The sequence below is a fragment of the Ignisphaera sp. genome (assembly GCA_038735125.1).
Lineage (GTDB): Archaea > Thermoproteota > Thermoprotei_A > Sulfolobales > Ignisphaeraceae > Ignisphaera.
Map to the genome: position 1 here is coordinate 47,028 of JAVYNU010000001.1, position 25,777 is coordinate 72,804.

The 25,777-nt window shown below is 43.0% G+C and carries 27 protein-coding genes and 1 tRNA gene; 4 read left to right on the forward strand and 24 right to left on the reverse strand.

Features of this window, described 5'->3' with window-relative positions; translation table 11 throughout:
- Positions 1-9: 9 nt before the first annotated feature.
- The 7 genes from QW284_00275 to QW284_00305 all read right to left on the reverse strand — a co-directional run bounded on the left by QW284_00275 (position 10) and on the right by QW284_00305 (position 6,110).
- On the reverse strand, positions 10-180 hold the full coding sequence (locus QW284_00275; GenBank protein MEM0338115.1) for a hypothetical protein: 171 nt from the start codon (positions 178-180) through the stop codon (positions 10-12).
- A gap of 188 nt (positions 181-368) precedes the next feature.
- Positions 369-441: transfer RNA gene (locus QW284_00280), tRNA-Arg, on the reverse strand.
- Positions 442-462: 21 nt separating this feature from the next.
- Positions 463-1,314, reverse strand: coding sequence for a TIM barrel protein (locus QW284_00285; protein ID MEM0338116.1), 852 nt, complete (start codon positions 1,312-1,314; stop codon positions 463-465).
- Positions 1,315-1,701: 387 nt separating this feature from the next.
- Complete coding sequence (locus tag QW284_00290; protein MEM0338117.1) at positions 1,702-4,470, reverse strand: hypothetical protein; 2,769 nt, start codon at positions 4,468-4,470, stop codon at positions 1,702-1,704.
- On the reverse strand, positions 4,440-5,573 hold the full coding sequence (locus QW284_00295; GenBank protein MEM0338118.1) for a signal peptidase I: 1,134 nt from the start codon (positions 5,571-5,573) through the stop codon (positions 4,440-4,442). The genes QW284_00290 and QW284_00295 overlap by 31 nt, the downstream gene beginning before the upstream one ends.
- Complete coding sequence (locus QW284_00300) at positions 5,557-5,724, reverse strand: hypothetical protein (protein ID MEM0338119.1); 168 nt, start codon at positions 5,722-5,724, stop codon at positions 5,557-5,559. Before QW284_00300 ends, QW284_00295 begins: the two co-directional genes overlap by 17 nt.
- 74 nt (positions 5,725-5,798) lie before the next feature.
- Positions 5,799-6,110, reverse strand: coding sequence for a hypothetical protein (locus QW284_00305; GenBank protein MEM0338120.1), 312 nt, complete (start codon positions 6,108-6,110; stop codon positions 5,799-5,801).
- Positions 6,111-6,339: 229 nt separating this feature from the next.
- Here QW284_00305 and QW284_00310 point away from each other — a divergent pair, with 229 nt between their 5' ends.
- From QW284_00310 to QW284_00320, 3 genes are all read left to right on the forward strand, one after another.
- On the forward strand, positions 6,340-7,044 hold the full coding sequence (locus QW284_00310) for a hypothetical protein (protein ID MEM0338121.1): 705 nt from the start codon (positions 6,340-6,342) through the stop codon (positions 7,042-7,044).
- Between the two features lie 163 nt (positions 7,045-7,207).
- Positions 7,208-8,596 carry an ATPase domain-containing protein gene (locus QW284_00315; protein ID MEM0338122.1) on the forward strand — a complete coding sequence of 463 codons (1,389 nt, stop codon included), beginning with the start codon at positions 7,208-7,210 and terminating at the stop codon, positions 8,594-8,596.
- Positions 8,597-9,178: 582 nt separating this feature from the next.
- Complete coding sequence (locus QW284_00320; GenBank protein MEM0338123.1) at positions 9,179-9,556, forward strand: hypothetical protein; 378 nt, start codon at positions 9,179-9,181, stop codon at positions 9,554-9,556.
- Positions 9,557-9,577: 21 nt separating this feature from the next.
- Here the strand turns inward: QW284_00320 and QW284_00325 are convergent, their stop codons facing one another.
- The 7 genes from QW284_00325 to QW284_00355 all read right to left on the reverse strand — a co-directional run bounded on the left by QW284_00325 (position 9,578) and on the right by QW284_00355 (position 14,308).
- Positions 9,578-10,213, reverse strand: coding sequence for a KH domain-containing protein (locus tag QW284_00325; protein MEM0338124.1), 636 nt, complete (start codon positions 10,211-10,213; stop codon positions 9,578-9,580).
- A 104-nt stretch (positions 10,214-10,317) separates the two neighbouring features.
- Entirely contained in the window at positions 10,318-11,154 is an 837-nt protein-coding gene (locus QW284_00330; protein MEM0338125.1) for a serine protein kinase RIO, read from the reverse strand.
- Between the two features lie 117 nt (positions 11,155-11,271).
- Positions 11,272-11,592, reverse strand: a complete 321-nt coding sequence (locus tag QW284_00335; protein ID MEM0338126.1) for a translation initiation factor aIF-1A — start codon at positions 11,590-11,592, stop codon at positions 11,272-11,274.
- Between the two features lie 64 nt (positions 11,593-11,656).
- The gene (locus QW284_00340) at positions 11,657-12,514 is read right to left on the reverse strand and encodes an NMD3-related protein (protein ID MEM0338127.1); all 858 of its coding nucleotides are present in this window, start codon (positions 12,512-12,514) and stop codon (positions 11,657-11,659) included.
- Entirely contained in the window at positions 12,511-12,822 is a 312-nt protein-coding gene (locus tag QW284_00345) for a DUF424 family protein (protein MEM0338128.1), read from the reverse strand. The genes QW284_00340 and QW284_00345 overlap by 4 nt, the downstream gene beginning before the upstream one ends.
- Before the next feature lie 11 nt (positions 12,823-12,833).
- A complete protein-coding gene (locus QW284_00350; protein ID MEM0338129.1) occupies positions 12,834-13,268 on the reverse strand; it encodes a translation initiation factor IF-2 subunit beta in 435 nt (144 codons plus the stop codon).
- 98 nt (positions 13,269-13,366) lie between these two features.
- Positions 13,367-14,308: a hypothetical protein gene (locus tag QW284_00355; protein MEM0338130.1), complete on the reverse strand. Its 942-nt coding sequence runs from the start codon at positions 14,306-14,308 to the stop codon at positions 13,367-13,369.
- Positions 14,309-14,517: 209 nt separating this feature from the next.
- Between QW284_00355 and QW284_00360 the strand changes: the two genes are divergently transcribed.
- Complete coding sequence (locus tag QW284_00360) at positions 14,518-15,804, forward strand: tRNA (N(6)-L-threonylcarbamoyladenosine(37)-C(2))-methylthiotransferase (protein MEM0338131.1); 1,287 nt, start codon at positions 14,518-14,520, stop codon at positions 15,802-15,804.
- Here the strand turns inward: QW284_00360 and QW284_00365 are convergent.
- The 10 genes from QW284_00365 to QW284_00410 all read right to left on the reverse strand — a co-directional run bounded on the left by QW284_00365 (position 15,801) and on the right by QW284_00410 (position 25,748).
- Positions 15,801-18,020, reverse strand: a complete 2,220-nt coding sequence (locus tag QW284_00365) for a beta-glucosidase (GenBank protein MEM0338132.1) — start codon at positions 18,018-18,020, stop codon at positions 15,801-15,803. The genes QW284_00360 and QW284_00365 overlap by 4 nt on opposite strands.
- Before the next feature lie 150 nt (positions 18,021-18,170).
- Positions 18,171-18,929, reverse strand: a complete 759-nt coding sequence (locus QW284_00370; GenBank protein MEM0338133.1) for an asparagine synthase-related protein — start codon at positions 18,927-18,929, stop codon at positions 18,171-18,173.
- An 11-nt stretch (positions 18,930-18,940) separates the two neighbouring features.
- Positions 18,941-19,558, reverse strand: a complete 618-nt coding sequence (locus tag QW284_00375) for an ATPase (protein ID MEM0338134.1) — start codon at positions 19,556-19,558, stop codon at positions 18,941-18,943.
- 24 nt (positions 19,559-19,582) lie between these two features.
- Positions 19,583-20,221, reverse strand: a complete 639-nt coding sequence (locus QW284_00380) for a ParB N-terminal domain-containing protein (GenBank protein ID MEM0338135.1) — start codon at positions 20,219-20,221, stop codon at positions 19,583-19,585.
- 5 nt (positions 20,222-20,226) lie between these two features.
- Positions 20,227-21,213, reverse strand: a complete 987-nt coding sequence (locus QW284_00385) for a cobalamin biosynthesis protein (protein MEM0338136.1) — start codon at positions 21,211-21,213, stop codon at positions 20,227-20,229.
- On the reverse strand, positions 21,204-21,995 hold the full coding sequence (locus tag QW284_00390; GenBank protein ID MEM0338137.1) for an adenosylcobinamide-GDP ribazoletransferase: 792 nt from the start codon (positions 21,993-21,995) through the stop codon (positions 21,204-21,206). The genes QW284_00385 and QW284_00390 overlap by 10 nt, the downstream gene beginning before the upstream one ends.
- Entirely contained in the window at positions 21,988-23,046 is a 1,059-nt protein-coding gene (locus QW284_00395) for an aminotransferase class I/II-fold pyridoxal phosphate-dependent enzyme (GenBank protein MEM0338138.1), read from the reverse strand. Before QW284_00395 ends, QW284_00390 begins: the two co-directional genes overlap by 8 nt.
- Positions 22,995-23,591: an NTP transferase domain-containing protein gene (locus tag QW284_00400; GenBank protein MEM0338139.1), complete on the reverse strand. Its 597-nt coding sequence runs from the start codon at positions 23,589-23,591 to the stop codon at positions 22,995-22,997. Before QW284_00400 ends, QW284_00395 begins: the two co-directional genes overlap by 52 nt.
- Positions 23,566-24,669: an adenosylcobinamide amidohydrolase gene (locus tag QW284_00405; protein MEM0338140.1), complete on the reverse strand. Its 1,104-nt coding sequence runs from the start codon at positions 24,667-24,669 to the stop codon at positions 23,566-23,568. Before QW284_00405 ends, QW284_00400 begins: the two co-directional genes overlap by 26 nt.
- A gap of 2 nt (positions 24,670-24,671) precedes the next feature.
- A complete protein-coding gene (locus QW284_00410) occupies positions 24,672-25,748 on the reverse strand; it encodes a TIGR00303 family protein (protein MEM0338141.1) in 1,077 nt (358 codons plus the stop codon).
- Positions 25,749-25,777: the final 29 nt, after the last annotated feature.

The following is a 25,777-nucleotide window of genomic DNA, read 5'->3' on the forward strand; positions in this document are numbered from 1 at the left end:
CCAGCACTATCATCTCTCCTCTCTAGACTCCCTGATTAGCATTGCAGAATCTACTCTAGTCTTTCTTCTTTCTATATTCTTCTCAATGCTATTGAGTAGCTCTAGAAGTTCAAGTGCTTTAATACGCTCTTCAATGAACTCCATAATCTCCTTACTCCAATCAACCCGATACCTCTTCATCTTCTCCTTAAGCTCTTTCGAACCCCTTACTGATACTACGTCAGATAGTGTGTATACACCATGTAAAACCTAGCTTATACAAGTTTTTAAATATTCACAGGCGATGACGCCTATCCCAAGAGAAAATCAATTGCAAGCACATTATCAAACCAACATGAATTCCTTGCCATCAGTTGATGGGAGGGTTGTGCGGCGGCCGGGATTTGAACCCGGGATCTCCGGCTTAGGAGGCCGGCGCTCTGTCCTGGCTGAGCTACGGGCCCATCTGTGTATGTGTTTCGTCTAGGTTTTTATTTTTTCATAGGCTTGTTTGAAGAGTGTTGCATCTTCTTCTAGGTTTGGTGATTCACTTATTACAACTCCTCTAACATTGTATTCCTTTAATGTTTTTGCAAGGTCTTGGTAGTTGAAGTCTGATTCTCTTAGGTTTAGATGTTTTATCTCTCCCTTTTCCCCGTATTCTATTCCACTTATGTGTATATGCATGTTTTGGAGGGCCTCTTTCCCAAGTCTCTGCTCGATTGTGTTTAGAACCTCTTTGAATTCCTCGTATGTGTTGTATCTCCCATTTGTTCTTGCATGCAAGTGCGCAAAGTCTATGCAGGGTAGCACCAGGTCTCCAATTTCTTCGGCTAGCCTCACAACCTCTTCTAGAGACCCTATCTCTGCTACACCCCCCATTAGCTCTGGTCTTAGCCAAATATCTATACCCTCGTCTCTAAGGGTCTTAACAATTCTTTTCAGAGCCTCTCTAACATTTCTATAGGCTTCTTCGCTTGGCGACGAACCATAGTAGCCACTATGGAATACAACACTCCATGCACCAGCCTTGAAACCCACTCTAGCACTCTCCAAAACCCTGTTTATACTCGCCTCAACCTTTTGAGCCTCACTAGAGTTTAGATTTATGTAGTATGGTGCATGAACAGTTAGAAGAACCCCAAGGCTAGAGGCGAGCTCCCTAACCTCAGCAGCCATTTCATCACCCATTCTAACACCCCTAACAAACTCTATCTCCATAGCGTCTAAGCCAAGCTCCCAAACCCTCCTAACACCATTAGGCGTAGACTTCCTAGGAGTCGAATTGGGTATACCAGCAGTACCAAAATAGAGCTTCGCAACCTGAATAGGCATAAAACCACCACACAACAAACAACTATACGTAAAACACTATATAAAAACTATACAACCCTGAAAAACAGTACAACACATAAGAAAATGCTATGAAGAGAAACAAACCAAAACTTTGCTAATCTAACTACAAATTGTTGACTTGATAACAGAATCTAGAATTCTTTAGCTACTGCAGCTGTTTGGCAATATCTTTGGCTGTGAGACTATGATACCTATGGGCCATAAAAAACCATCTAAGTACCCATATATCAGTAGCACCTATATAAGAGATGTTGGAGCCGATAGCTTTGGCTCACAAGCTGTGGAGCTGTAGGTGAGCTGGGGGAAGCAGATGAGATAACTCTATGTCCGTAGCCAAATGGGCACGGGCAACCACTTTAGCAATTTCTATGAAGACACAGTTATTTTTATGGGGTGGTAGACGCAGACCCCTTCTCCGCCTGGCTGTGTGCAGTACTGTAGAAGCATGTACACAGTTCCAGACTGTCCAGCTGCTGTGAAGTATCCTGAGAAGCTGATGTTGCCTCTTGTGCTTGGGGCTATCCTCACCCAGTCAGTTGATGCTGTTGTTGGAGCCCCGCCAACAATTCTGATTGGCTGGCTGGTGTAGGTCGAGTTGCGTATCGTGATGTTTGCTGTTAGATATGCAGAGCCGGTGTAGCTAGATAGCAGAAGCCTGGCGTAGTATGGCTTGGAGTCGCTGTTGTATATGGACGAGACTATAAAGCCTGTTATACTTGCTGAAGAGCTCGATATTGTTGCTGAGACAGCTACGCTGGTGTAGTTTGCTCCCGGAGACCATGAGAGAGTGCCTGTCAACAAGCTGTATGTGTCGCCGCCAAGTATAGCATCTCCAGAGGTGTAGACGAGGCATGGCGTTCCATCGGGAAACCTCACTACAATCCTACCATCGGTGCCGGTGCCAACCACAGCGTCTGTGACAACATTGAATGTAACAGTGCCACTAGCAGATGTGACAGAACCCACTAGGTTTCCAAGGTTATCCCACAACCCAACACTATAGCCCACAGGAACATTCTGAATGGCTATAGTCCTGGGGTCTGATGTAGAAACTATGAAGTCGTCGTAGATGACGTCTACGTACAGCAGGTTAGACGCGTAGCTCCCTAGACCAACGTAGATGGGCTGAAAAGTAGAGTCTGAGAAGCGCAGTTGAGAGACTAGGTTTCCGCTGGCATCGTATAAATACGCAGTTACGTAATTGACTCCCCCGCTTCTAGTGTAGTTGATGTAGAGGGCGTACCAGGCATTGTTTGCGTAGCCTCTAATCTGCGAGCTACTGATAGTAACCCACGAAGCCCCAGAGTTTCTCAGAGCGGTGAGGTAGCCACTCGTGTTTACTACTATCGCATAGAATCTGCTCTTGCTCGAATCTATCAAGAGAATCGAGCCCCAGCCAATCCCATTCCTATTGTTAATCTTCGTGGAGAGCCACAAGCTGTTATAGGAGCTCAGATCTTCATTCAGGTAGAGTGCTGTGAAACCTGGGAAGCCGAACTTTAGATACCCGTAATCATTATACGTACCGCTTCTCTCCATGATGATAGTGTAAGTGTTGTAAGGGAAGGTGAAGTTCGATATGACCTGGTTATCGGTTGTTCTGAGGAGTACGTAGAATACATCGAAGTACAGAGACTGTCTAGTCCAGTAATCAGTTAGTACGTAGGAGAAAGTCACGTAAGGACCATAGCCTTGCAGGACTGTTGTATTAGTGATATCGAAAGATCTTGTGCCAGATGTTGGCATGTACACCGTGTATAGCCTGTAGTAGATTTCATTGTATTTCTGCCACGGTGGTGCCCAGTCATTGTATGTGGCGAAGTAAGTATCATTTCTTCTGTCAATAGGTTTATTCACTATACCTATGAAACCAACTATTCTATTAGAAAACGTGTAGTATACATTGAATCTGTTTCTAATTACCGTTTCATTAATTAATTCAATAGGCATAATCATCATTAAATAACCATCTCCAAGTGACGAAGTTCCAGCCGTGTAGCTATCAATCCTGATAGCGTTAGTAGCCTGGGGGATGAACCTAACATCAGGGTTCCAGTTAGAGTTCGAGTACGTTTTTTGCTCTCTCACCTGCCACAGCAGGGGGAACCCCCTTAAGCCCCTCCCTTTATAACCGTAGTTTACAAGCCCCCAGTATCCCCCGGGCCCTATGAACCCCCTTGCTCCGAGAGAGCCGTTGATTATTGCCCAGTTGCTGGGCAGAGCCTCGAAGTCTGTATAATATATCGCCCCTCTACCTATTCTCGTCAGCGCTATGCAGTATGTTGCTGGGGGCTGCTGGAATTTTATAGGCGGTGTCACAGTCGCTGTGGATAGTTGCATTGGGCTGTAGACGAATGTGCCTGCAGATGCAACTGCTAAAATCAGTATCAGAGCTACTGCTATTGGTGTCTGTGTTGTGAGCAGCTTCTTTACACTCTTTATCTTAGTCCACACCCTTTTCTCTACTGCTGTCGCTGGCTCAACATATTTTCCATACAGGTATATTGTCCAGACTATTGCGGCTAGCGATAGTGCTACGGCTACTGTTAGGGGTATTAGCAGTGTGTATGGTGTTTCGAAGACCATTCTATACGCCACTGTTTTCAGTGTCTCTATCCCCGGATACTCTATGATTCCAGCCGTTGTTGCGAGCCTTATGGTGTTGCCGTTTCTGGCTATTGTGAGTATTGTTGATGCGTCTGCTGAGAACGCTTGTGTGAGATATCTTAGGACGCCGGACACTATTTCGAGTGATAGGGAGACTCCGTAGGCTAGTGCAGATGCTGTCACATACCTCCTCTTATATACTAGTGCTGTGGATGCTGCCGACATTGCCAGAAGCGCAAATGCGTACACCACTGTTGCTAGGGAAACTGTTTTGACAGCGTCTATATTCGGCATGTAGATGCCGTTCCCATTGAGGGTATTGGTCATTGAGTAGCCTGTGAGCGATATGTAGCCCCTTACAAAGCCCTCGACAAACATCTGCGGGTAGAGAAGAGCCACTAGATACAGTATAGCGGTTAATGCGTTTGCAAGCCCAGCCAAGGCTATGACTGCTCTCATCCTTTTGGAGACGAACCTCCCCAGAACAGCGTCTAGGTCTATCCGTATCTCACTGTCAGCACTTGCCACCTCCTCTCACCCCACACAAGATACTCTACACGGGCATAGACAAACCTGCTGCCCTCTGGGGGCTCTACATAGACTGTCTCAAAGCTGTTTACAACAGCAGATGTGTTTGCATATCTCCAGTTCCCGCCAACCCCATAGGCATACTGGAAGGATATGTTGAATTTCATCGGAAAGCAGTTTGGGTTGTATATTGCTAGAGAGCCGTTTACAGCTCTAAGAATTGGGCTGTCGCCGTATACCCTGATTCTGTAGCTTCCGTAGAGCCTGCCAACGTTATTTAGCGTTGCTATAACAGATGCGTTCAGGTTGCCACTTCCCTCAAAAACCTCTTCAACCATTTTTGGAGGTGGATAGCCTATCACATGGGTTGAGTTGTATACTGTCTGCACCAAAACGCCGTCTACATACATAGACGCATCTGATATAGCGAAGTCTCCTGTGTACTTAATGGCTACGGTACAGCTCTTGGAGTCGAAGTCTGCGCTAGACAGGTATAGGGCTGGCGGATAGAGCCTTGTGTAGCTTGGGGCTGGCTGGGCAAGTCCGTAGACAAGCATTATAAACAGTATTATCGTTGCGTAGGTCAGGGCAGAGCTGATCCCAACAACCCTTGTCCTAGCTATAGATGCTACTGCAAAGCCTGTTGAGAACAGGAACAGCGGCAACCAGACAAGGCGTGGGATGGTGGCAACAACAACGCCCCTAACCTGGTTGGGGGAGACAGGCGGGTCTGCAGCAGGGTTGGCATCGCCCTTGGTTATAACACACCTGCTCTCGGGGCAGAAGCCTATTACCCTGTGGACAACGCAGAAGCTTGGGTTGATGCAGTAGACAACGACATCGCCTTTGGAGAAGCTTCCTCGGACAGAGACAACCAAGTCCCACCTGTGTATAGAGGGCTCCATACTACCAGAATAGACTATGAAGCTCCCAAACAGGTTCAGAATGTTTGCCCTAGACAAGAAGGCGAATAGAAACAGGGCAAAGAAGATAACTATAATGGCATTGGATATGTGGGAGAGGGTAGGGATAACCTTTCTATAAAAAAACCTTTTGTTTTTATAGGGTTCACATCGACCACCTGCTCTATGGCGGCGTCTCATCAGATGGTGTGTAGACTATGTGCATGCTGAAGGTAGCTGAAGTACCTGTTATCTTGGTGCCCTCCGGTATGTAGACCAAGAAGTCGATTTCCCAGTGTTTGCCGCCTCCAAGCGTGCCAAGCAGTATTGGGGTGTCTGTGCTCTGTGACAATAAATCAACTGAACTAATATTTGCTGTTTTCAGTTCCGCACCCCCTGGTATTAAGTTTCTGGTTGCGTTGACAATTAGATACACTTAGGGCCTGTGGGCAAGGTATTTGTCACTTGGTCTAGAACAAGCCAGACGTTGTATACCCTGGTATCGGTGTTCGATATTCTAATGACATCCTTATAATATGTTGTGTGGTATGTTGGGTGGATTGTTATGGTGGCACTTGTGCTGTTTTGTTCAACAGTAACAGAGATGGTGTTTGCTCCTAGGTCTGGCTGATTAGCATTGGTGCCGGCTGCAAAGACTAGTGGTGGTGATACTGGTTGTACTGTTAGCTGTAGTGGGTAGTAGGCGAAGACGCTGGCCGCTATGAATGCCGCTGCCAATAGTATTGTTGTTGCTAGTAACAGGTTTGTTCATATGCTTCACCTTTTCTTCATTAGTCTTTATATACAGTCAGACTTTATAAATCTTTCCTATATAACTATATACGGTATGTATAAACATAGAGGCTTTGCTAACCATGACGACTTTGAGTAGGCAAACGCTTTTAAGCTTTCTTGGCTTATATAGCTTAACCCCAGTAGTGTTAGTCATTGCCTAGGTGTGTTTGTTTTGAGCGATGCTGTTTGGCTTGCTGATGTGTTGGCTGGTGTTAAGGGTGAGTTAGAGCCTGTTTGCTCTAGGTATGCTATTTCTGGTGTTTGTGGCGCTGTTTTGGAGGGTGTTGCTGAGGTTTTCCCTACTTGGTTTAGTGGTAGGAGGAAGAGTGTTGTGGCAGCTGTTATACTCTATCTATCGCTTTTGATAGCGAGGGGCGTTAGAAAGGGGTTTTTGAAGGATTCTCTAGATCTTTTGAAGGCTTCTAAGCCTGCTGTTATAGATGCTTTCTCTAGGATTGCTTTCGTCGATTGGGATTCGGGGGTTCTGTATCTAGACCAGAAACTGTTTAATGCTTTAGCTAAGAAGATCAAGCTTCAAAAGCATGTGAAGCCCTATAGCTTTAGGGAGGTTGTTAGAAATAGGGTTGTGAAGGTCTACCCGGGTATTTACAGCTATCTAGACTTCTTGTGCACGAAGCTCTCTGGGAAAGACTTTTTAAAGACGCTTTTAGAAGAGCCTGCAACTGCTAGGAAGGTGCTTCTAGAGGTGTCTGTAGAATGGCGAGTTGTGGAGGGGGTTGCCGAAAAGATTATGGAGACTATCGCAGAGCTTCTAGGGGTTGGAGAAAAACCTCAGAAGCTTGCACAGCTTCTGTTTGAGAATCCTGAAGAGCTTGGCAAAGTCTTTAAGAATCTTCTGGCAAAGTCTTCGAGATGATTTTAGGTAATAATACCCTGTTGTTTTCTGCAATAGCTTAACAGCATAACATGAATTGACCTATCTTAAAATGTGTTATAAACAGGTATTTACAGCCGACTATAATGTTTATAAAGAGTGGTGTGCAGAATGCACTTAGCCTAGTTTTGGAGGTTATGTGGTTATGCATAGTGAGGCATTTACCTTTGGCATTAAAGACTTGGACAAGCTTTTGGGAAGCTCATTAAAGTTTCCATCAATGATTGTTGTGGCTGGGCATCCCGGAGCTGGTAAAACAACTCTTGCTGCTACTATCTGCTATGCAAATGCTTTGAGGGGTAGGAAATGCTTGTATATATCTCAGCAAGAGAGTAGGGAGAAGTTCTTCGAGATTATGAAGAGCCTTGGAATGGATTTCTACGAGCTTGAGAAAAAGGGTTTCATAAAACACACCAACTTTCCGATAGCATCAGATATCGAAAGTATTGTAAATGAGATTAGTTCTATAATCTCAACTGAGGACTTCAAGGTTGTCGTCATAGACTCTATAAATCCACTTCTACAAGCAGTTGAAGGTAGCCATGCGAAGAGGGCTTGGCTATACAACTACTTCTACCAAATACCAAAAACATTGAATGGCTTGCTGATACTAATTGCAGAGTTGCCATTTGAAAAAGAGCATCTCGAGCTTGGGTCGATAGAGTTTGTAGCTGATGCAATACTCATTTTAAAGCATAGAATAGATGAGAGCTTGCTCACAAGAAAAATTGAGATTAGAAAAGCGCGTGGCTCCCCAATCTCAATAGCTGAAATACCTTTTTCAATTGTTGAGAACAAGGGAATAGAGCTATATGTTCCACCAATTCTAGAGGAGATTCCTAGAGAAGGGCCCGAAATAGATGTTGTTTGCTCGTCGCTAAAGAGTGTTGTTGGACATTTACACAAAGGCATGGTAATGTACATCTCTTATCCGCCAGATGCAAGACCAATTTTATACGTTCCAATACTGCTATGCATAGCTGTTATAAACAATTTAAAAATACATGTAATCTCCTATCTATACCCACCAGATACAACAAAAGACCTCATACGTAGAGGTTTAAAGCAATTAGGATTAGATGAAAGTGTTGCTACCAAAATTATAGACAAACACATTCTAATAAATAGTATAAATCCATTTGCATACAGCATCGAAGAGCTTGCAATAAAAGAGCTCTACATGATTCCATCCGATGCAGATATAGTTGCTTTCCACGGAACAGAGGTTGTCGCGTCAAAACACAGGAGAGAGTATATTGGGGGCTTATATAACCAACTCAACTATTTAAAGAAAATAAATAAACTTGTTGTGAGGATCGGTGCTTCAGTAAATGATGAGGTATATAATGTTAATGCAATGCTTTCAGATGTTATCATGAAATTCCATCTAGAGGAGGCTGGCAAGAAATATAGATACAATGTGTATATTTGGAGAAGAGGAGAAAAACCTGCTATACTAACGGAAGAAGATCTATATAAATGCTTTGAAGAGATTGCTAGCATCATTAAAAAGAAAGTTTATGAAAATACCTAAAACTCAACTAAGCTACATACTGAAACGGTTTTGCATTGTTACTATAATAGCTTTGCTTCACATGGAAGATAAAGCTCCTCCATCAGCAGTTCTCTCTTTAAATGTGACTCAGGCTCTTCATGAACAGCCATATATCTCTTGATCTATCGAACTCTATTCTCTTACCCACCGCAACAACCTTCCTGAACATGCACATATAGCTGAGCTCAAACAATCTAAACACTTGTCTCCATAGAATAGACAACACCTATTACGACACTTTTCCAGGGCATTTTTCGAGCCAAAGAATATGCTCCAAAACACTTCAAATACATACTATAGTGTCTAGTTGCATGGCTTAGTTTTGTGGTAATACTCTAATGAAATTCAGAATTTCTGCGGTTTGGGGATTTAATTGATGTGGTTACCTTGGTCAAGCCTTCATCTTCGAAGTACATTGTATTCCAGGCTTTGTGGAGGGATAATGCTATAAAGGTATTCAGAAATAGCTAGGAGCAGTGCTAGGCGGTGAACACTATGGTGGTTAGGGCCAAAAATAAGTTTTTAATTGTTTGGAAAGGATGATGGTTTTTGTGTGAGAAAATGATTTATGAGGAGATTAGTCAAAGTGGGTACTCTGAATGGATAGAGAAGGTTAAAGAGCTGCTAAAATGTATGAATATAAGATTTGAGGCTGAGGAAAGTGTGAGGATACATAAAGATGATGTTGTGGTAGAGATTGTGGAGAAGGGGGGTAGGTTCACAATATCGCTAAGTATTGAGATTCCAAAGATACTTGAGCCAAGCGAGGTAGATAGATATGCTACTGCTTACAGAAGCTTTCTAGAATTGGTGGCCAAAGCATCTACAGAGCCTTTCTATGAGCTTGATACAAGCATAGGCTATACTTTCCTGAGGGCTTTAATAGATGTGGATAATGTTGAACAGTTGATAGACAAACTCAAAACAATGCTGAGCTGAGCATGGTAAACAGCTGAAAATTTATTTTGGTATATATTCTTTTTCCCATAGGGTCACCATTCTCGATCTTCTAACTTGCCTCATCGCCTTGTCTACGTATTTGTATACTGTCGAGTGCTGCCTTCCCTCTATGAGCATTAGAACCGCCTCTCTAGCAATGTTGACACTCTCGTAGTCGCCTATTATAGCAACGTAATCGTCATATATGGATATGTCTGTTCCCGTCATCTCCTCTAGATTCTTTCTCGCCTTACCCTCTTCACCTATCAGCCTCCCCTTCACCCTCGTCAAGTGGTTCTCAGTTGGCTTCACATACTGCTTCAAATCTATTACAACAAGTATCTGATCCTCGTTGAGAAGCCTAAATGCTCTTTCAGGTGAGAATCCATAGCCTATGGCAAGCACAATGTCCCTAGCCTTCATAAGGTCTAGAACCTTTGTCTGTGGGGACTGAGGCTCTATTATAGTGGTTCCATTAACCTCATCAACGCTTATCCTAGTCCTCGTCTGCTCCATGAGCCTCTTCAGAATCTCGCCATTTCGGCCTATCAATACACCAATTCTTTCAAGCGGGATCCTCACATAGAGTCTTGTAACCCCTGGTATGAGATAGCCTTGAACCACGCCAATCTTTGGCTTGTTGTCATTGCCCTCCATGCTACTCTTATCCTCTGTCTCCATGGCCTCCATCCCACAGTTTGGAGATTGGTCTATAGCTGATCAGCTTTTACTTGTGTTAACAGTTTAATAAGCTCCACTATTCACTCATCCAAGTGCTCCTCTACATCATTAATTGTTTTATTGGATATTATATAATTGTATATTTTCTCAGGCGATGCTGTTTCCAAGCCAAGTTCATCTCTAAAAAACTTTACAATGTTTATGATGTCTCTATAGAGAAACATGTGAGCATTTGGATGTGATATACCTACAGCCTGACTAACATCAATTATATAAACCTTATTATTGTATATCATAATATTGTACTCACTCAGGTCAGCATGGACAAGCCCTGCAAGCCAGTACATCCTATGGATGTTTCTTAAAATTTCTGTAAAGATTTTTTTAGCTTCATCGTTGCTCACCTCCCCAAGCTCGACAGCCTCTTTAAGTAGGGGTGCTCTAGCACCTTCAGCCCCTATAAACTCCATGACCAACACATTTCTATGTACACACAGTGGCTGTGGAACGGAAACACCGGCTCTATACATCTTCATCAGGTTTGTGAATTCTTTTCTAGCCCATATAGCCATGAGTTTATGTGTTGGGAGAGAGGTTATCCACTCAAATCTTTGATCACCCTTTATATACTTCCATATACTCTTCCTAAACTCGGCTGAAGAGGTTAGGTATATCTTCACAGCTAGATCCCTGCCATTCTTATCCTTTGCCCAGTAAACCCTAGCCTCTTTACCTGATGATACAACCCCCTTTAACTTGTCTATGCAACCCCTGTTTCTCAGCTCTAGAATAGCTAGAACTGTTGACCTATCGAAAACCTCTTCAACAGTTTCAAATAGATCGCTATCCTTTATTCTAGGCTCTCTAATCCTCTTACCGATCTCTCTATCAATCTTCTTCTCAATATCTTTACCCATAGAATGTATCGCCATAACTGTATATATAGTGGCAAATCGTTTTGCTGTTTAGAGAAACATATCCTACAAATATTGAAGTAAAGGCAATGTGTTCTAATTTTTTGAGCACTGTATGTGTCAGATTGCTCCCTCTATAAACTCTTTTGTTATTAGACCCATGCCAACCAGTTTCCTGACCTCATCCTTACTGTACTTATATACAATGTCTCCTTTGTTTTGTTGAAAGTCCCATGGCTGAACAAGTACCACATCTCCTCCAGAGAACCAAACCCTTCTCCTATATTTCCCAGGTATTCTACAAACCCGTGAAACACCATCGACACATCTAACCTTCAGGAAATCTGCTCCCACAAGCTCCTCAACAACGCATAGAACCTGGCCTTCAGTAGGCAACGTAAGATCCTTTGGTACACTCTCAACCTTCTTGTCTTTTGCTATAGCTTCTCACCACCTTTACAATCTATTTCTGGGATTCTCTAGAGCTTATAAATCTAAGCCCTTCTCACTTTTCAGCTCTGTATTTCGAGAAATTTCTCGCAACATAATCTATGTGAATAGCTGTCAAATCGCCTTCCTGACTCCTCAGCTTGAGCCACAGACCATCGAATGACTCTACGGTGTAGGGCTTTCCATCAACAACTATGTAGTCTCCTGGCTTGAAATTTAGTATCCTGATTGATATGTAGAGCCTAGCTGTTTTCTCCCCGCTGGTCAGTCTTTTAACATCTCCAAAGGTTTCAACAACTCTTACACCAAACCACTTTCTTCGAGCCATTTCAGCAATTTTCTTGGCTATCCCAGCATCCACTAAGCTGATGTCATAACCATTTTTAACAGGTTTAATGTCTTTGATGAACTTGCCAAACTCGCTATTAATGCTATCTATAAATTTCTCTACCTCTTCGTCCTCATTAACATACCTTATCTGGACAACAGCCTTATGCCCTCCTCCAACAATTCTCCTACAGTTCGGGCATAGGGTTGGATGCCAAATCATTTTAACGCCCATTTTATGCTCTATCCTGGCATTGCCAAGCTTCCCAAATAGTGTTATAATAGCCATAGAGTCTTCATATGGCTTGAAACCCACTCTAACATCATCTAGTAGAAAGTCTTGGGATGGTTTGAGCATGTCAAGTATATAGTCCTCTACAAGATCTGAGAGCTCTGAATAGCTACCAACATTAACCCACCTGCCGTGAATGTCAACTGCACCACAAGAGCGACAAAAGCCAATCTCTATTCTATCTATTTTCTCGACCAGCCCCCTAACCTCTATGTAGCACCTTGGGCAGAGACCATTTATTATAGGAGTTGTCGGAGACTCCTCAACACCGCATTTAACGCAAAATCTCTTCAAATCTCCAGAACCTCTCTAACTATCTGTATATGTAGCTGATCGCCTACCCTCAAGGCGTGGTCTTTAATCACAGCGCCTCTTCTATCAAGCTCTTCAACTATTCTCTTACCAGACAAAACAACTATATCCGCATCCATGATCTCGTTCATAACCTCCTCTAGATCTGCCTTCTTACCGCCGTAGAACCTAGGCGAAATATCTAGAACCACATCACCTTCTCTAAACACCATGCCAAGGATCTCCTCATCACAAACAGCAACAATCTTCTTCCCGCCTACACTATGGATCTTCATAAAGTATAGACTCATAAGAAACTCCTCTAAACAGGCTTAACATAGGTTATAGCTCCACATGCAAGACATCTGATAAACCACACCTTCCCCTCTCTAACAAGCTCAGTATCGTAGCTACCACATGTAGAGCACCTAACATAGCTCTCCAAAAACCTTGTATAGAGACCTTGAATAGATTTTGCAGAAACCCTCTTATATATAACCAAGCTATTGTCAGGATTGAGAGACCCCGGCATAGCAAGCTCCTTCAGCAAAAACCTCATAACAATCCTAGGCTCTCTCCTAATCCTCTCACAGGCAAAACCAAAATTCTTAACAACAGTATGATCGCCAACATAGTCAACCTCCAAAGAGGGTATATCATACGCCCTACCACCAACCCTCTTAGGCAACCTCTCATACACCATATCCAAAAGCTTCTCATAATCATACAATATCTTTACCTCATCGCCACCTTGCATACTATCAACACACCTCAAAACTATCTACGAGTAGAAGAGCTTATAACAAAATATGGGGTGTTGAAAACCACGAGAAACAACAACCAGCATTTACACTATCAAGCACTGTAATCAGTATTCGGGGAGGAGATGGGGACCCTGGGCTTCGGTAACTCTATACTTCTATTCGTTAATATGTTTACATATATAGTCCTCTCCAGCTTTGAGAGTAGCTCTTCTGGAACCTGATCTAGAGATGTAATGCCTACTAGATATTCGATTGATTTCTGACCTACATCACTAACGAACATTCTTGTTATCGGAAGCCTCATCTCAGCATCAACACATACATAAACTTCGCTTCTCTCTCTAGGAAACACATACTTAACTAGCCAAAAGGTTCTATTGCCAATGCTAATTTCCTTGATAAAGCTCATCTCAATAGACTCCCTAGATATGCCTCGAGGCGAAGGCATGGTTATATTTGATATGGCTATAGTCTTCTTGTTAACAAGATCATCTATCCAGAAATGTGGTAGAAATGCTGGGAGTCTAGCTATGAGAGATATCATCTGATTCTCTTCTGCAATTGGGTAGTAGAAACGTCTATCAGTTGGAATAGGATATTCCTCTGCATAGAAATATTCATATATAACCTGAGGTTTTACAACATTCTCTCTAGAGTAAATAGCAATGTAATTGATGTGTATAAAGCTACCTTTTGAAAACAGTGGATAACTACCAACGCTACCTACATAGACAATTACATGGGATCCATTTGCCACTGGAATAACATATTCTTTGCCTATATAATATACAATTTCCTTTCGAATCAGCCCCTCAGCATAGGTAGTAGAATTGTAGATAAGTACTCTGCCATCCCAAAGCAAGACCTCCTCGATATTCTTAACGTATTTAGTACAGGTTCTTGTCAACACATCGATGATATTCTGAGACTCAAATGGATTATTAACTAAAAATATTATGAAAAATATTATGGAGATTATCACAAAGAGAGCTATAAAAATGAAAACTATGTTTTTAGATTTTGCAAGTGACATAATCTCAAGCCTCAGCACTTATTGTGCCACTAATACACGTACTAGTCTGAAGACATATTCTAGACATTGAATACACTGTCTTATTGCTATCTTTCTGTGGCTTTTTGTAATGTTGTCTTGTGGAAAATCTTTATAGCTTTAGTTAGATTTTATATGAGGTAGACGTGGATATATATCTGGCTGTTGTTGTTTAGAGGGTTTTGTTTTGTATGGCTGTTAAGAGAATTTATATAGAGACCTATGGATGTGCGTTGAATAGAGCTGACTCCGCTATTATGAAGACTATTTTGATGGAGAGTGGCTATGAGGTTGTGGACCGTGTTGAGGATGCTGATGTGGTTATCTTGAATACGTGTGTTGTTAGATATGATACAGAATCTAGGATGTTCTCTAGGATGGAGTATCTCAAGAAGCTTAATAAGAAGGTTGTTGTTGCTGGTTGTTTGGCTAGGGTGTTGCCTGCTAAGGTAAGGAGGATTATCCCATCTGCTTCTATAGTAGTTCCGCAAAGTGTTAACAGAATTGTCGAGGCTGTCGAGTCTTCAGAGCCCCAAGTTCTTTTCGATGAGTTCAAAAGCTTTGTTGTATTGCCTAGAATTGTGGATGGAGTTATTGCGACTATACCTGTTGCAGAGGGTTGTTTGGATGAGTGCTCTTTTTGTGTGGTGAAGGTTGCTAGACCCCATCTGAGGAGTGTTCCCATAGAGAAGATTGTTGAGGTGTTCAAGGATGTTTTGAGGAGGGGTGCTATAGAGATAGAGATTACTGCACAGGATCTCAGCGTCTATGGCTATGACCTTTATGGGAGATACGCTTTGCCAGATCTTCTAGAATCTTTGCTGACCATCGAAGGAGACTACATGATTAGAATTGGGCAGCTAAACCCAAGGCACTTGATAAACTATTTGGATAGGGTTATAGACATTCTCAAGAGCCCCAATGTATATAAACACCTTCACATACCTGTGCAAAGTGGTGATAACAGAGTCCTAGAACTTATGAATAGAAAGTACAGTGTTGAGGACTTCATAAACATTGTTACAGAGGTTAGGAGAAAGATAGAGGGTGTGCACATAGCAACAGACATTATAGTTGGACACCCAGGAGAAGATGAAAAAGCGTTTATGGAAAGCGTGAAACTTATTGTCGAATACGGCATAGACAGAGTCCACATAGCAAGATACTCCCCAAGACCATTCACAAAATCATCGCTAATGCCCCAAATACCAGATCCTGTTAAGAAGAGTAGGAGTAGCTATATAGAGAAGGTTTACGAGGAAACAGCGCTGAATATAAACATGGATTATATAGGTTCTAGAGCTACTGTTGTAATAACAGAGGTTGATAAGGTAAGGAATAGAGCAATTGGAAGATTATTCAATTATAGGCCGGTTGTGTTGGATGTTGGTGTGGAGCATCTAGGTAAAAAAGGCATTGTGGAAATAAATGGGGCTACATTCTTTGACTTAAGGGGGAGGCTTATTCAGGCTATTTAGCTACACTGTATGGGGCTCCAGTTAGTGGCATAACACAGGTCTTTATCAATCTCTATTGTCTTAACAAGCCTTATATCTCTTGATGATGCGCCTACCCTTATTTCGTATAACCCCCTCTCAACGATCCATTTACCGCCATCAAAACTCGCTAAATATTTTAGTGGTATCTTTATCATCACATATTCCTCCTCACCAGGGTTGAGAGCTCTCGTTTTATGGAATCCCTTGAGCTCTTGAAATGGCTTCTCAATTCTGCCTCTGGGAGCGCGTACATATACCTGTACAACCTCCTTACCTGGGCAACCCCCAATATTCTTAACCTTGAAACTAACAGTTATCGTATTGCCATCAAATTCCACATTAATATCTTCATATTTGAATTTCGTGTAACTCAGCCCATAGCCAAACTCATATGCAGGCTCAACAGCAAATGTATCATAGTATCTGTAACCTACATATATCCCCTCCTCGTAAACCACTCTCTTCGGATCCTCTCTAGGCTCACCTGGAAAAGCCCTCATAGCAGGGTTTTCATATAGCTCCTTCGGCCACGTCAAAGGTAGCTTGCCACTGGGGGAAACTCTGCCTAGTAGTACATCTGCAACGGCTCTCCCAGCCTCTTGACCAGGCATCCATATAACCAGTATTGCGTCTACCAAGTCTCTCCAGCTGGCAATTTCAATTGGGCTTGGAATATTTAGCACAACAACAACTTTCTTACCACACTTGTGAAATGCCTTTGAAACCCTCTCTATAAGATTGTGTTCATCGTCTCTTAGATAGAAGTCTCCCTTCGCAGGATATCTATCAAAGCCTTCGCTAGAGATTCTAGTTATTGTTATTAATGCAATGTCATTGTTCTTTGCAATATCATCTAATGTTGCATCGTCAAAGAAGTTCTCTTGTATGTTCATGGTTCTGAAATATTCTATCATAGTATCTACGAAGTCTGATAGCAACCATTGTATAGCTCCATGATTGCCTGTTTTCAATGCTGATTCTCTGTATTGTCTAAATAGTGATGTTATTTCACCAAATTCGAAGAAACGGAGCAACAATCCTCTGTAAATCTTGTCTAGCTTTTCATCTATTTTCACACCTCTTTCCCTAAGCCCATCAACTATAGTCACTACATAACGTGGATGTGTGAAACCACTTCCTAGACCACCTCTAATAGTTTGGTACGAGCCCTTACCAAATACCGCAACCCTCTTATCTAGCGATATTGGCAAAGCACCGTTGTTTTTGAGAAGAACAAAGCCTTCTACAGCTGCCTCATAAGCTATTTTCGCATGTTCATCAAGATTGGGTTTATTGGAGTATTTATAGCCTTTGAACTTCAGACTTTTGAGTACTATCTCGAGAACTTTGGAGGCTCTTGCATTTATGATTTCTTCGCTTATTTCCCCCCTTCTATAAGCTTCTACAATAGCTTCAACAATCTTGTCTCCCCCTGGCATTATAAGATCTATGCCTGCCTTTATTTGCTCGACAGGGTTGTCCCCAGCTCCCCAGTCAGTCATGACAAGACCTTTGTATCCCCAATCCACTCTGAGAACCTTTGTCAAGAGCCATTCATTTTGTGTACAGTACTTTCCATTAAGTTTATTGTAAGCGGCCATTATGGCCCATGGCCTAGATTTCTCAATAGCTATTTCAAAAGCTCTTAGATATATCTCCCTCAGAGTCCTTTCAGAAGCAATAACATCTATATACATTCTGCCAGTTTCCTGATCATTTCCAACAAAATGCTTCAGAGTTGCGCCGACACCAACTGCTTGAACGCCTCTGACATAGGCTGCAGCCATTTCTCCAGCTAGTAGGGGATCCTCAGAAAAGTACTCAAAGTTTCTGCCACACAACGGAATTCTATGCATATTTAGGCCAGGCGCAAGCATTACATCGACACCATACTCCTTAGCTTCCTCCCCAATAGCCTTGCCCACCCTTTCAACGACCTCTATATTCCATGTGGATGAAAGTAGGATTTCATTTGGAAATGCAGTAGCATAGAAAGTCTCTTCAACCCCAACCCTAACAGGATGAATCCTTACACCGGCAGGGCCATCGCTTAGGACAATAGATGGTATACCCAAGCGATCAATAGCTCTAGTCTCTCCAGCAGCGCCGAATACAATTCGTGAAAAGCCTGCTCCCACAATTAAAGAAATCTTCTCCTCAACGCTTAGCTTCTTCAAATACTCTTCTACACTCATACAAATCCCCGTTACCCGTGTTATCCTATCCCAATATAATATATTTAAGTTTTTATGTAACCAAATCTTGTTGAACTAGCGCCAAGATTGCTGAATGCTATGACAAAAATTCGCAGAAATATTAAAGAGATGTTGAACAACATCTCTTCTTTAGGTATCGTAAACAGATTTGCAAAAAGCAGTTGTGCCAGCTCCGCTTTCGGCAGGTGTTTTCATTCTTTCCGCGATAAACTGAAGTTTTATCGCGGAAAGAACTTCTCTGAGTATTTCTTTGCCCTTCATAGCCTCTGATCTTAGGCATTGCAGAGGTATTTGGAGTGCTATATTTGAAACGGTTTCATCTAGAAAAGGAGCTACAGCATCTATGCCTATGCATTTAGCTATTTCGATTTCTGGGTATCTCCCATTTGCAAGCTTTCTGATGTATTCTTCGAGTTCGTTGCTTGCCAGATTCAGGAGGAAGGTGTAGCCAGCGAATATTTCGTCTCCGCCACTTCCAGTGTAAATGCATTTGCAATCATCTTCAAAGGCTTTTCTAAGCACGGAGTAGAACACTAGGTCGTTTCTTATCTCTATGCACCCTCCATCGCCATGTGAATCTATATTCTCTTTGCCAATGCATTTAACAATGTCTTGGACTGCCTCCCCTTCTTTCTGCTTGTCTATGAAGACATATCTAATCTCTATATTAAAGATCTTTGCCAGGTGCTCAGCATATATAATGTCCCTCGGCAAACCATTTTTGTATATTGCTATGTAGCCCCTCGGCTTAACACCAACTGAGAGAGCCGCTATAAACACTACTGTTGTGTCTATCCCACCACTTAAAGCAATGCAATCACATTTCTTTTTCTCGATTGCACCCCTAATCGCATTGAATAGAATTTCGCCGTATATTGTACAGGGCATTGACACCCTCATCATATCAGCCTCAATATCTTGTACCCATTGTGGTTCTCCATATCAACAATCTTATAGCTTAGGCCTGCCTTGTGCAAAGGACCTGATAAAACTATTGTGTGGTACTCCCCTTTTTCCCCTAGGGGGTCGACACCTATACTCTTGGCATTCTCGGCAAATGCATAAACATTGTCTTGATTCAGTACCGTGCCAAGCCATTTGCCCAAGCCTTCTACACATCCTATAACCAAAGGTTTTAGCCCGGCTTCAATCTCCTTATAGAGAAGATCCTCTGGGTCCACACCCCAAAGAGGCTCAATAAGAGTGGCGCCAACCTCTTTAGCAAGCCTCTCCATATACTTGAGATGATCATCGATATAAACATCGCCAGCTATGATAGCGTCTGCACCCACACTCCTAAGAAAATCCACAGTCTCTACAAATTCCCTACCCTTGTCAAGCCTAACAACAGCTGCTGGCACTCCCATCAAAAGAATTGTCTCAACGGTCTTCCCTAAATTGACTAGGTGGGGGCTCGGTCTAGGAAAGTCGTACACAAGCACAAGCCCCATGTCAATCCGGATAGCAGAACGGTAAACAGCGTAGTAAGAGTCTTTGCCACCAGAAAGAAAAGCCACATGCAATGCTAGGCACCTTGATTTCTATAGATTCCTCAATTTGAACTCCATAGCAACATTCTTAAGGGCTGTCTTATGACATGTCGTTCTCGGAGGTAGCAATATGTTCTTGGAGGCAATCCTGTATATGTCGTCTACCACAAGCTTTGGAGGGGCCAAGCAGATGTCGTGGGTTAAGCAGATCTTGAGGTTGATAGAAGTCTTGGTCAATGAGTTGAATATGTTGTAAAGCCCTAGCTCTTTAATGGCCAGATAAAAATCTATTCTATCAACCCTTGCCTTAACCACCTCATCACCTATCTTAAAAATTAGTATGCCATCCCCTCTCTTAGCAGAGTACTCGGCTTCCCTAATCGCTTTTTCCAAAAGTTTTTGATCTCTATACCCCCTAGATGCTACATACATCCACCCACCAACGTCAGATATGTCAGAGCTGTAATCGGCTAGCACCGCAGGTATGTGCTTTGCCCCAAGAATTTTCATGGCATTGACTCTATGATGCCCATCGATAATTATGTATCTTTTTGCATCAACTATAACAGGCTTTTTGAGAGTCCTTGTCATCAAAAGTTTTCCCAAAACGTTTAGAAGCCTCTGCTTCTCCGCATCCTCATGGGGGATGAGCATATCTATGGGGATTAGCTCAATCTTTGGGCTACCCAATGTTTTCACCAATTTGCTACACAACATATGGTCTGCCTAGCCAAATATATAGTTATCGATAATGCGTTTATAATCAATACATATGTAACCGCATTTAGAATCGCAAACCTGAGAGCTCTCTCAATGTCTCTTCCTGTTGGAAGAGTAAACTCTCTCCCTATGACATATGCCCCTATCTTCTCAAGCCTAACACCTAAATAGCCTGACACAGCTGACAGAGGGTGACCCGCATTAATGCTTTCGGTAGCTCTTCTATATCTTCTGTATGTATCCCAGCTTCTTCTCATAGACCCTTTCCCAATTGGAGATAGCAATATTATGAGCAGGGCCTCCAGTCTCGCAGGAACGAAGTTTATGGCTGTGTCTGTTTTTGCCGAGAACCAGCCCACATCTCTGAATTCCTCGTCTTTGTATCCAAGTGCAGAGTCGAGGGTATTGGCTATTCTCTGTGTGAGTGCTCCTATAGGTCCGAAGAGGAGGTAGTATAGGAGTGGAGATGCAAAGCCGTCGACGAGGCTCTCGAAAAGCGATTCTATTGCTGCTGACGCTACATGTCCTTCGCCAAGGTTTTTAACATCTCTTCTAACAATTTTTGAGACCTCTGTTCTTGCGCATGCCAAATCCCCTTTGTATAAACACATATAGACGTTTCTGACGTGGTTGTATAGCAGTTTAAACGATGTAGAGACCTTGAGTATATATGCCGAGAGAATAACCCATGCAACTCTGCTAAACAGATTCGCTATGTATAGTGCCAAAGAGTATAGCGTTATGTGGCTCACAACAACAGCAAACCATATGATAATACCCCACATCCTTGTTCTTGGAGATGATCTATGTAGCTTTAAAGCCATTGTGTATGATGTGTGGACGGGGTGTATATAGTACAGAACTCCCTCGTGTCTCGGATATGCAAAGTCTAGGGCTAGGGCTAGAAAAAGTATTGCTATAAACTCTTGATAGCTCCGGGGGAGGAGAAAGTCTAGAGCCATAGGGCAACACCAAGAGCAAGTGTTGTTAGTATGGTTGCATAGCTCAACTCGTTTGCAAATCCAAGGACATCCCCATTGGCATAGCCAAGGGTTTTCATACCCAAAACACTTGTTGTATATGCAGAGATGGCTAGTGCTAGCAACACTAGAATAGAGGTTGTGCTACCTGTTTGAATAGATAGGAAGGTTGCATATGTTATCAAAACTGATGCAAGAAAAGCGCCAACTATATCAGATATCCTCAACCCCTTTTTAAAGAGCTTCCCCAGCCCATCTGGAGGCTCTCTGCATACATATGCCACAACAGCCATTGATGTGGGAGACCATGTCTCGGCAACTAGAACAATCTTTGTTGCTATCCACAAGTCTGCTGAGAGGTGGATAACTTGTAGCATTGTGGAGTAGAGCCATAATGCAAACAGCACAAACGCTGCTATGGCGTAAGAACCTCTGAACCTATCCTTAACAACCTTGCTGGCATCAACACCAAATCTATGGGCTAGGACAGCCTCAGAGAAGTCTATGAACCCATCTGCATGTATAAACCCCTGTATAATGTAGTGCATTGCCACCACAGAAAACGCCTCTACATAAGGTGCGTTGTTGTGAAGCAAGGCCGAGAGCAACATTGGTGTGACAGCGAAAAGCCCTCTGATAAAGCCTACTATGGGGAGCATGTAGAGGGATCCGAAGGCCGCTTCTACCCCCAGATATCTTTGTGGAATTGGCAACAGGGTTAGAAAAGCTAGTAGGGATAGGAAATCCCTTAACCTTTTAGCCAACTCCCATCACATTCCTTAGTGCTTCGACAAGTTCGTTGTTTTCTCTAGGGCTTCTAACAGCTATTCTAATGAAGTTGGGGCTCAGGCCCTTGAAGCTACTGCAACTCCTCAGAGCCAGGCCCATCTCCCTAAGCTTCTCAACTATTTGTTCTCCGCTGTCTATCTCAACTAGGAGAAAGTTTGTGGTGCTTTCAAAAACCTTTGCTCCAAGTGATGCAAGCATCTTTTTGAGTCTCTCCCTCTCACCATCTATATACTCTCTAGACTTGTGGATAAAGCTCTTCAGCTCCTGTTCATACTCAGAAATGCTTCTGCCCAAGCACTCCGCCAAGCTGTTTACATTCCATGGCTGTCTCAAAGCCTCTACCATCCTCAGAAAATCCATGTCAGTTATATATAGGAGGCCCAGTCTTAGACCTGGAAGTGAAAGCCATTTCGTTAGCGATCTAACAACAACAACGTTTTGCGGTATTTCATCCCCTATTTCGATGGGGCATCTACTGCAAAGCTCTGTATAGGCCTCGTCGACAAGGCTCCTAGCACTACAGTTGGATAGGTAGTTGAATAGCTTGTCTCTGTCGATGTATAGCCCGAGGGGGTTGCTAGGATTCGTTATCACTATCAACCCATCTCTATCGCTACAGGGTTTATGCAAGTCAGAGAAGTCTATGTAGAACCCATCTAATGTTTTCCTATAGAATATGGGTCTGTACTCTAAGCCAAGAACATTTGAAAGGTCCTCGTATTCGCCGTAAGAAGGCTCCAAAACATATATCCTCTTCGCCTTCGAGGCAATCACAACAAGGTTTATAGCCTCACCAGCACCCGCAGTTGGAACCACAAACCCTTCTTTGCAACGGTAAAACCTTGCCAAAGACCTCTTCAAATCCCTGTATGTGTAGTCGGGGTACTTCTCCAAAACCCTTTGGCTAAGGCATGATGCTAGAACATCTAAAACTATTTTTGGCGGGCCAAGCGGGTTTAGATTAGAGCTGAAGTCTATTCTAGCTCCTCTGTCTCCTCCGTGGATCCGCATTGGCTTTCCGCCCACAGTAAATCCTCTACAGTGTCTATATCTCTAAGCTCTTTCGATTCCTCGAAATATATGTTTTCCCAAGAGCCTTCAGATCTCCTGAAAAGCGATATCCCAGACTCTCTACACACACTATCTTTACAGACAGCTAGTGTCACCACATCAGCTCTAGAGTTTGATGCTTTGACCAGAAAGCTCTTGACCACATCAACCGTTAGGAAAGGCATGTCAGCTGGTAAGACAAGCACTGGAAAACTAGCTTTCCCCAGTATATATGCCAGGTCAGTGACGTAGTCTGCCCCTGGACATGCAACAACATCGACTTTCTTCAGAGATTTGAGTAAGGGAACATCCTCGCTTCTGGTACACACAATAACCCTTCCATTGACGCCAAGATTTAGAGCTACATCTAATGAGACATCGATTAGCTTTCTATTGCAAATCTCAAGAAAATATTTTTTGATTCCTCCTAGTCTAGAGCCCCTGCCACCAGCCATGATCACAATATCCATTGAGATCCCGCAAAACCTGTCTAAGTCAATGGCTATGCAGGTACCTGTCATAGACTCTGCTAAGAATGCCCCCAATAACTGCTGCAACGATATCGTCTGTCATAGGTGGTAGACTCCCTAGCTTCACAAGGATTCCCTCCTCTTTCAGCCTTTCTATCCAATAGTATGCTAGAAGCCCTTTGAACCCATTTATGTACTCTGCAATTGCTTTGCCTATAAGCTCATCAGCTATAATTTTGGGCGTGTCAGCCCTATACTCCTCCTCGCTAATACCTGGAAAGAGATTTAGCGCCATCAGCATCTCGACCAATCTAGCGCCCCTCACAACCATGCAGATATTTGGGTCTTTGAAAACATCTTCAAATTCTCTCCTAAGAATCTTCTCCACCTCACTCGAGCTAAGCATTGGTATCGGAGCTTTGCTGTAGGCCTTTAACGCCATCTCCAGTATCTCGTCGAGCGATTGCAACCCAATGCTATTCACAAAATATTTGATGCAGTTTGTGCCTACCAGGAACTTCGACAAAGCTTTTAGAGTAGCTATAGCAGCTGAGAGACCGACATCGGTTGCTATACCACTGAATCTTTCATTACCCCAGGCAGCTGCAACCATTGTTGCATCAGATGCTGTTCCTATCGAGGGGGATGTTAAACACATTGGACCTGCCAAACCCATTACCAACCCCTTTACCTCAGACACCAGCCTGTAGAGATCTAGTAGACCAACTTCATCAAGAGGCTTATTGACAATGACAGCAATATTTATGGTGCCAACCCCTATTGTTTTGCTCGAGTTGCTCGCCTCTATGCACGATGGCTTGTCGACTCCGAAGGTCACATAGGCCTCTGCCACAACATCTCTAAACATGTGAGTTGCATGCCCATAACTCCTTACATCAACTGCTGTAAGGAATATTGTAGTCTTTTCATAGTCTATGCCAATAGATTTTGCAATGTTCTTGCAGTAACCGTCTAGATCAACATATTCAAAATCCTTTGGAACTCTTCTAAACACTATATATCTAACATCCTTGTATATCTTTGGACATCCAGCAGTCGATAAGACCTTGTATTCATTCTCCAGATCAATGACCAGGGTATCACTGTTCTTCATAAAAGTCTTAGCCATGGCTATCCCATCTTCACAATTCTCTTATACTCTCTATACACACTATGCTTAAGCTCATCGATGTTAACACCTTTTAGAAGAGCTAAAAGCGATGTGCCTCCAGCCCCAACACCCTCTTTAACAAATCCATCTTCATATGCTTTAAGCCCGCTGAATGGGGCATCGGTGAAGTCTAGCTCAACATAGGCGAAGGTTGTATTTGGCGCCACCATCTTTATGAACTTAAGCATTTCAATTCCCTTGTCACTGTATATCCATTTTGTGGTGGCTAAAACAAGTCTCTGCTCATCAAATCCAGGCTCTACGGCTTTCATCAAAGCGAGTGTTGCGAGCATTTGGGTTCCCCCAGCGAGGATCACAGTTGCTCTGGATTTCAGTGCCCCAAGGGCTAGACCGGCTATGGATATGTGGACAGGGTCTCCAACAACATCATTTACTTTGAAGGGGTCTTCAGATTGTCCAAGCCTCTTCAGAGCCTCTTCAACAACAGCTTTTTTAATTGCAAGCGGATTCTCTTTTGCAGAGCTGCTGACAATGTTGTAGGCGTTGTATCCAAGCCCTTGCAGAATGGATAGAGCGGTTGTTGTTCCACTTGGAATGCTCTCCCCAATTAGCACCACATTGGCTATAGAGCCTATTGTTCTACCTATCAGCGCCGCCTCATCGAATATTCTTCTCGATGTTCCATGGGGTAGTGCATTCTCTTTATCTATTCTCCCACCAACACAACCACTCGAAAGGCTTATCAAAGGTATTTTAGGCTTTACATAAGAGCCTGCATCAACAACCATGAAAGGTGTTTGAGAAAGCTGTAATGCTGTTCTCGTTATTATAGCTGGCGTTGGTATGCCTGTGGGGGTTGTTGGTATAGCTTCTACAGATATGGGCTTCCCGAAATAGAGATACTCCACATCGAGAGCAGGTGTGAACAGCGTAGCGATAATCATGGAGCCTGCTAGCGATATGTTCGGAATTGTCGAGGTCATTGTGGATCCTATAACGTATAGCGCAATTGAAGATCCTTGGGAAGCGGAGATGCCTTCCAATGACCCTTGTACAACCTTGGCCCCTCTAACCATATACATCACACAAAGGATCTCGGCTATAT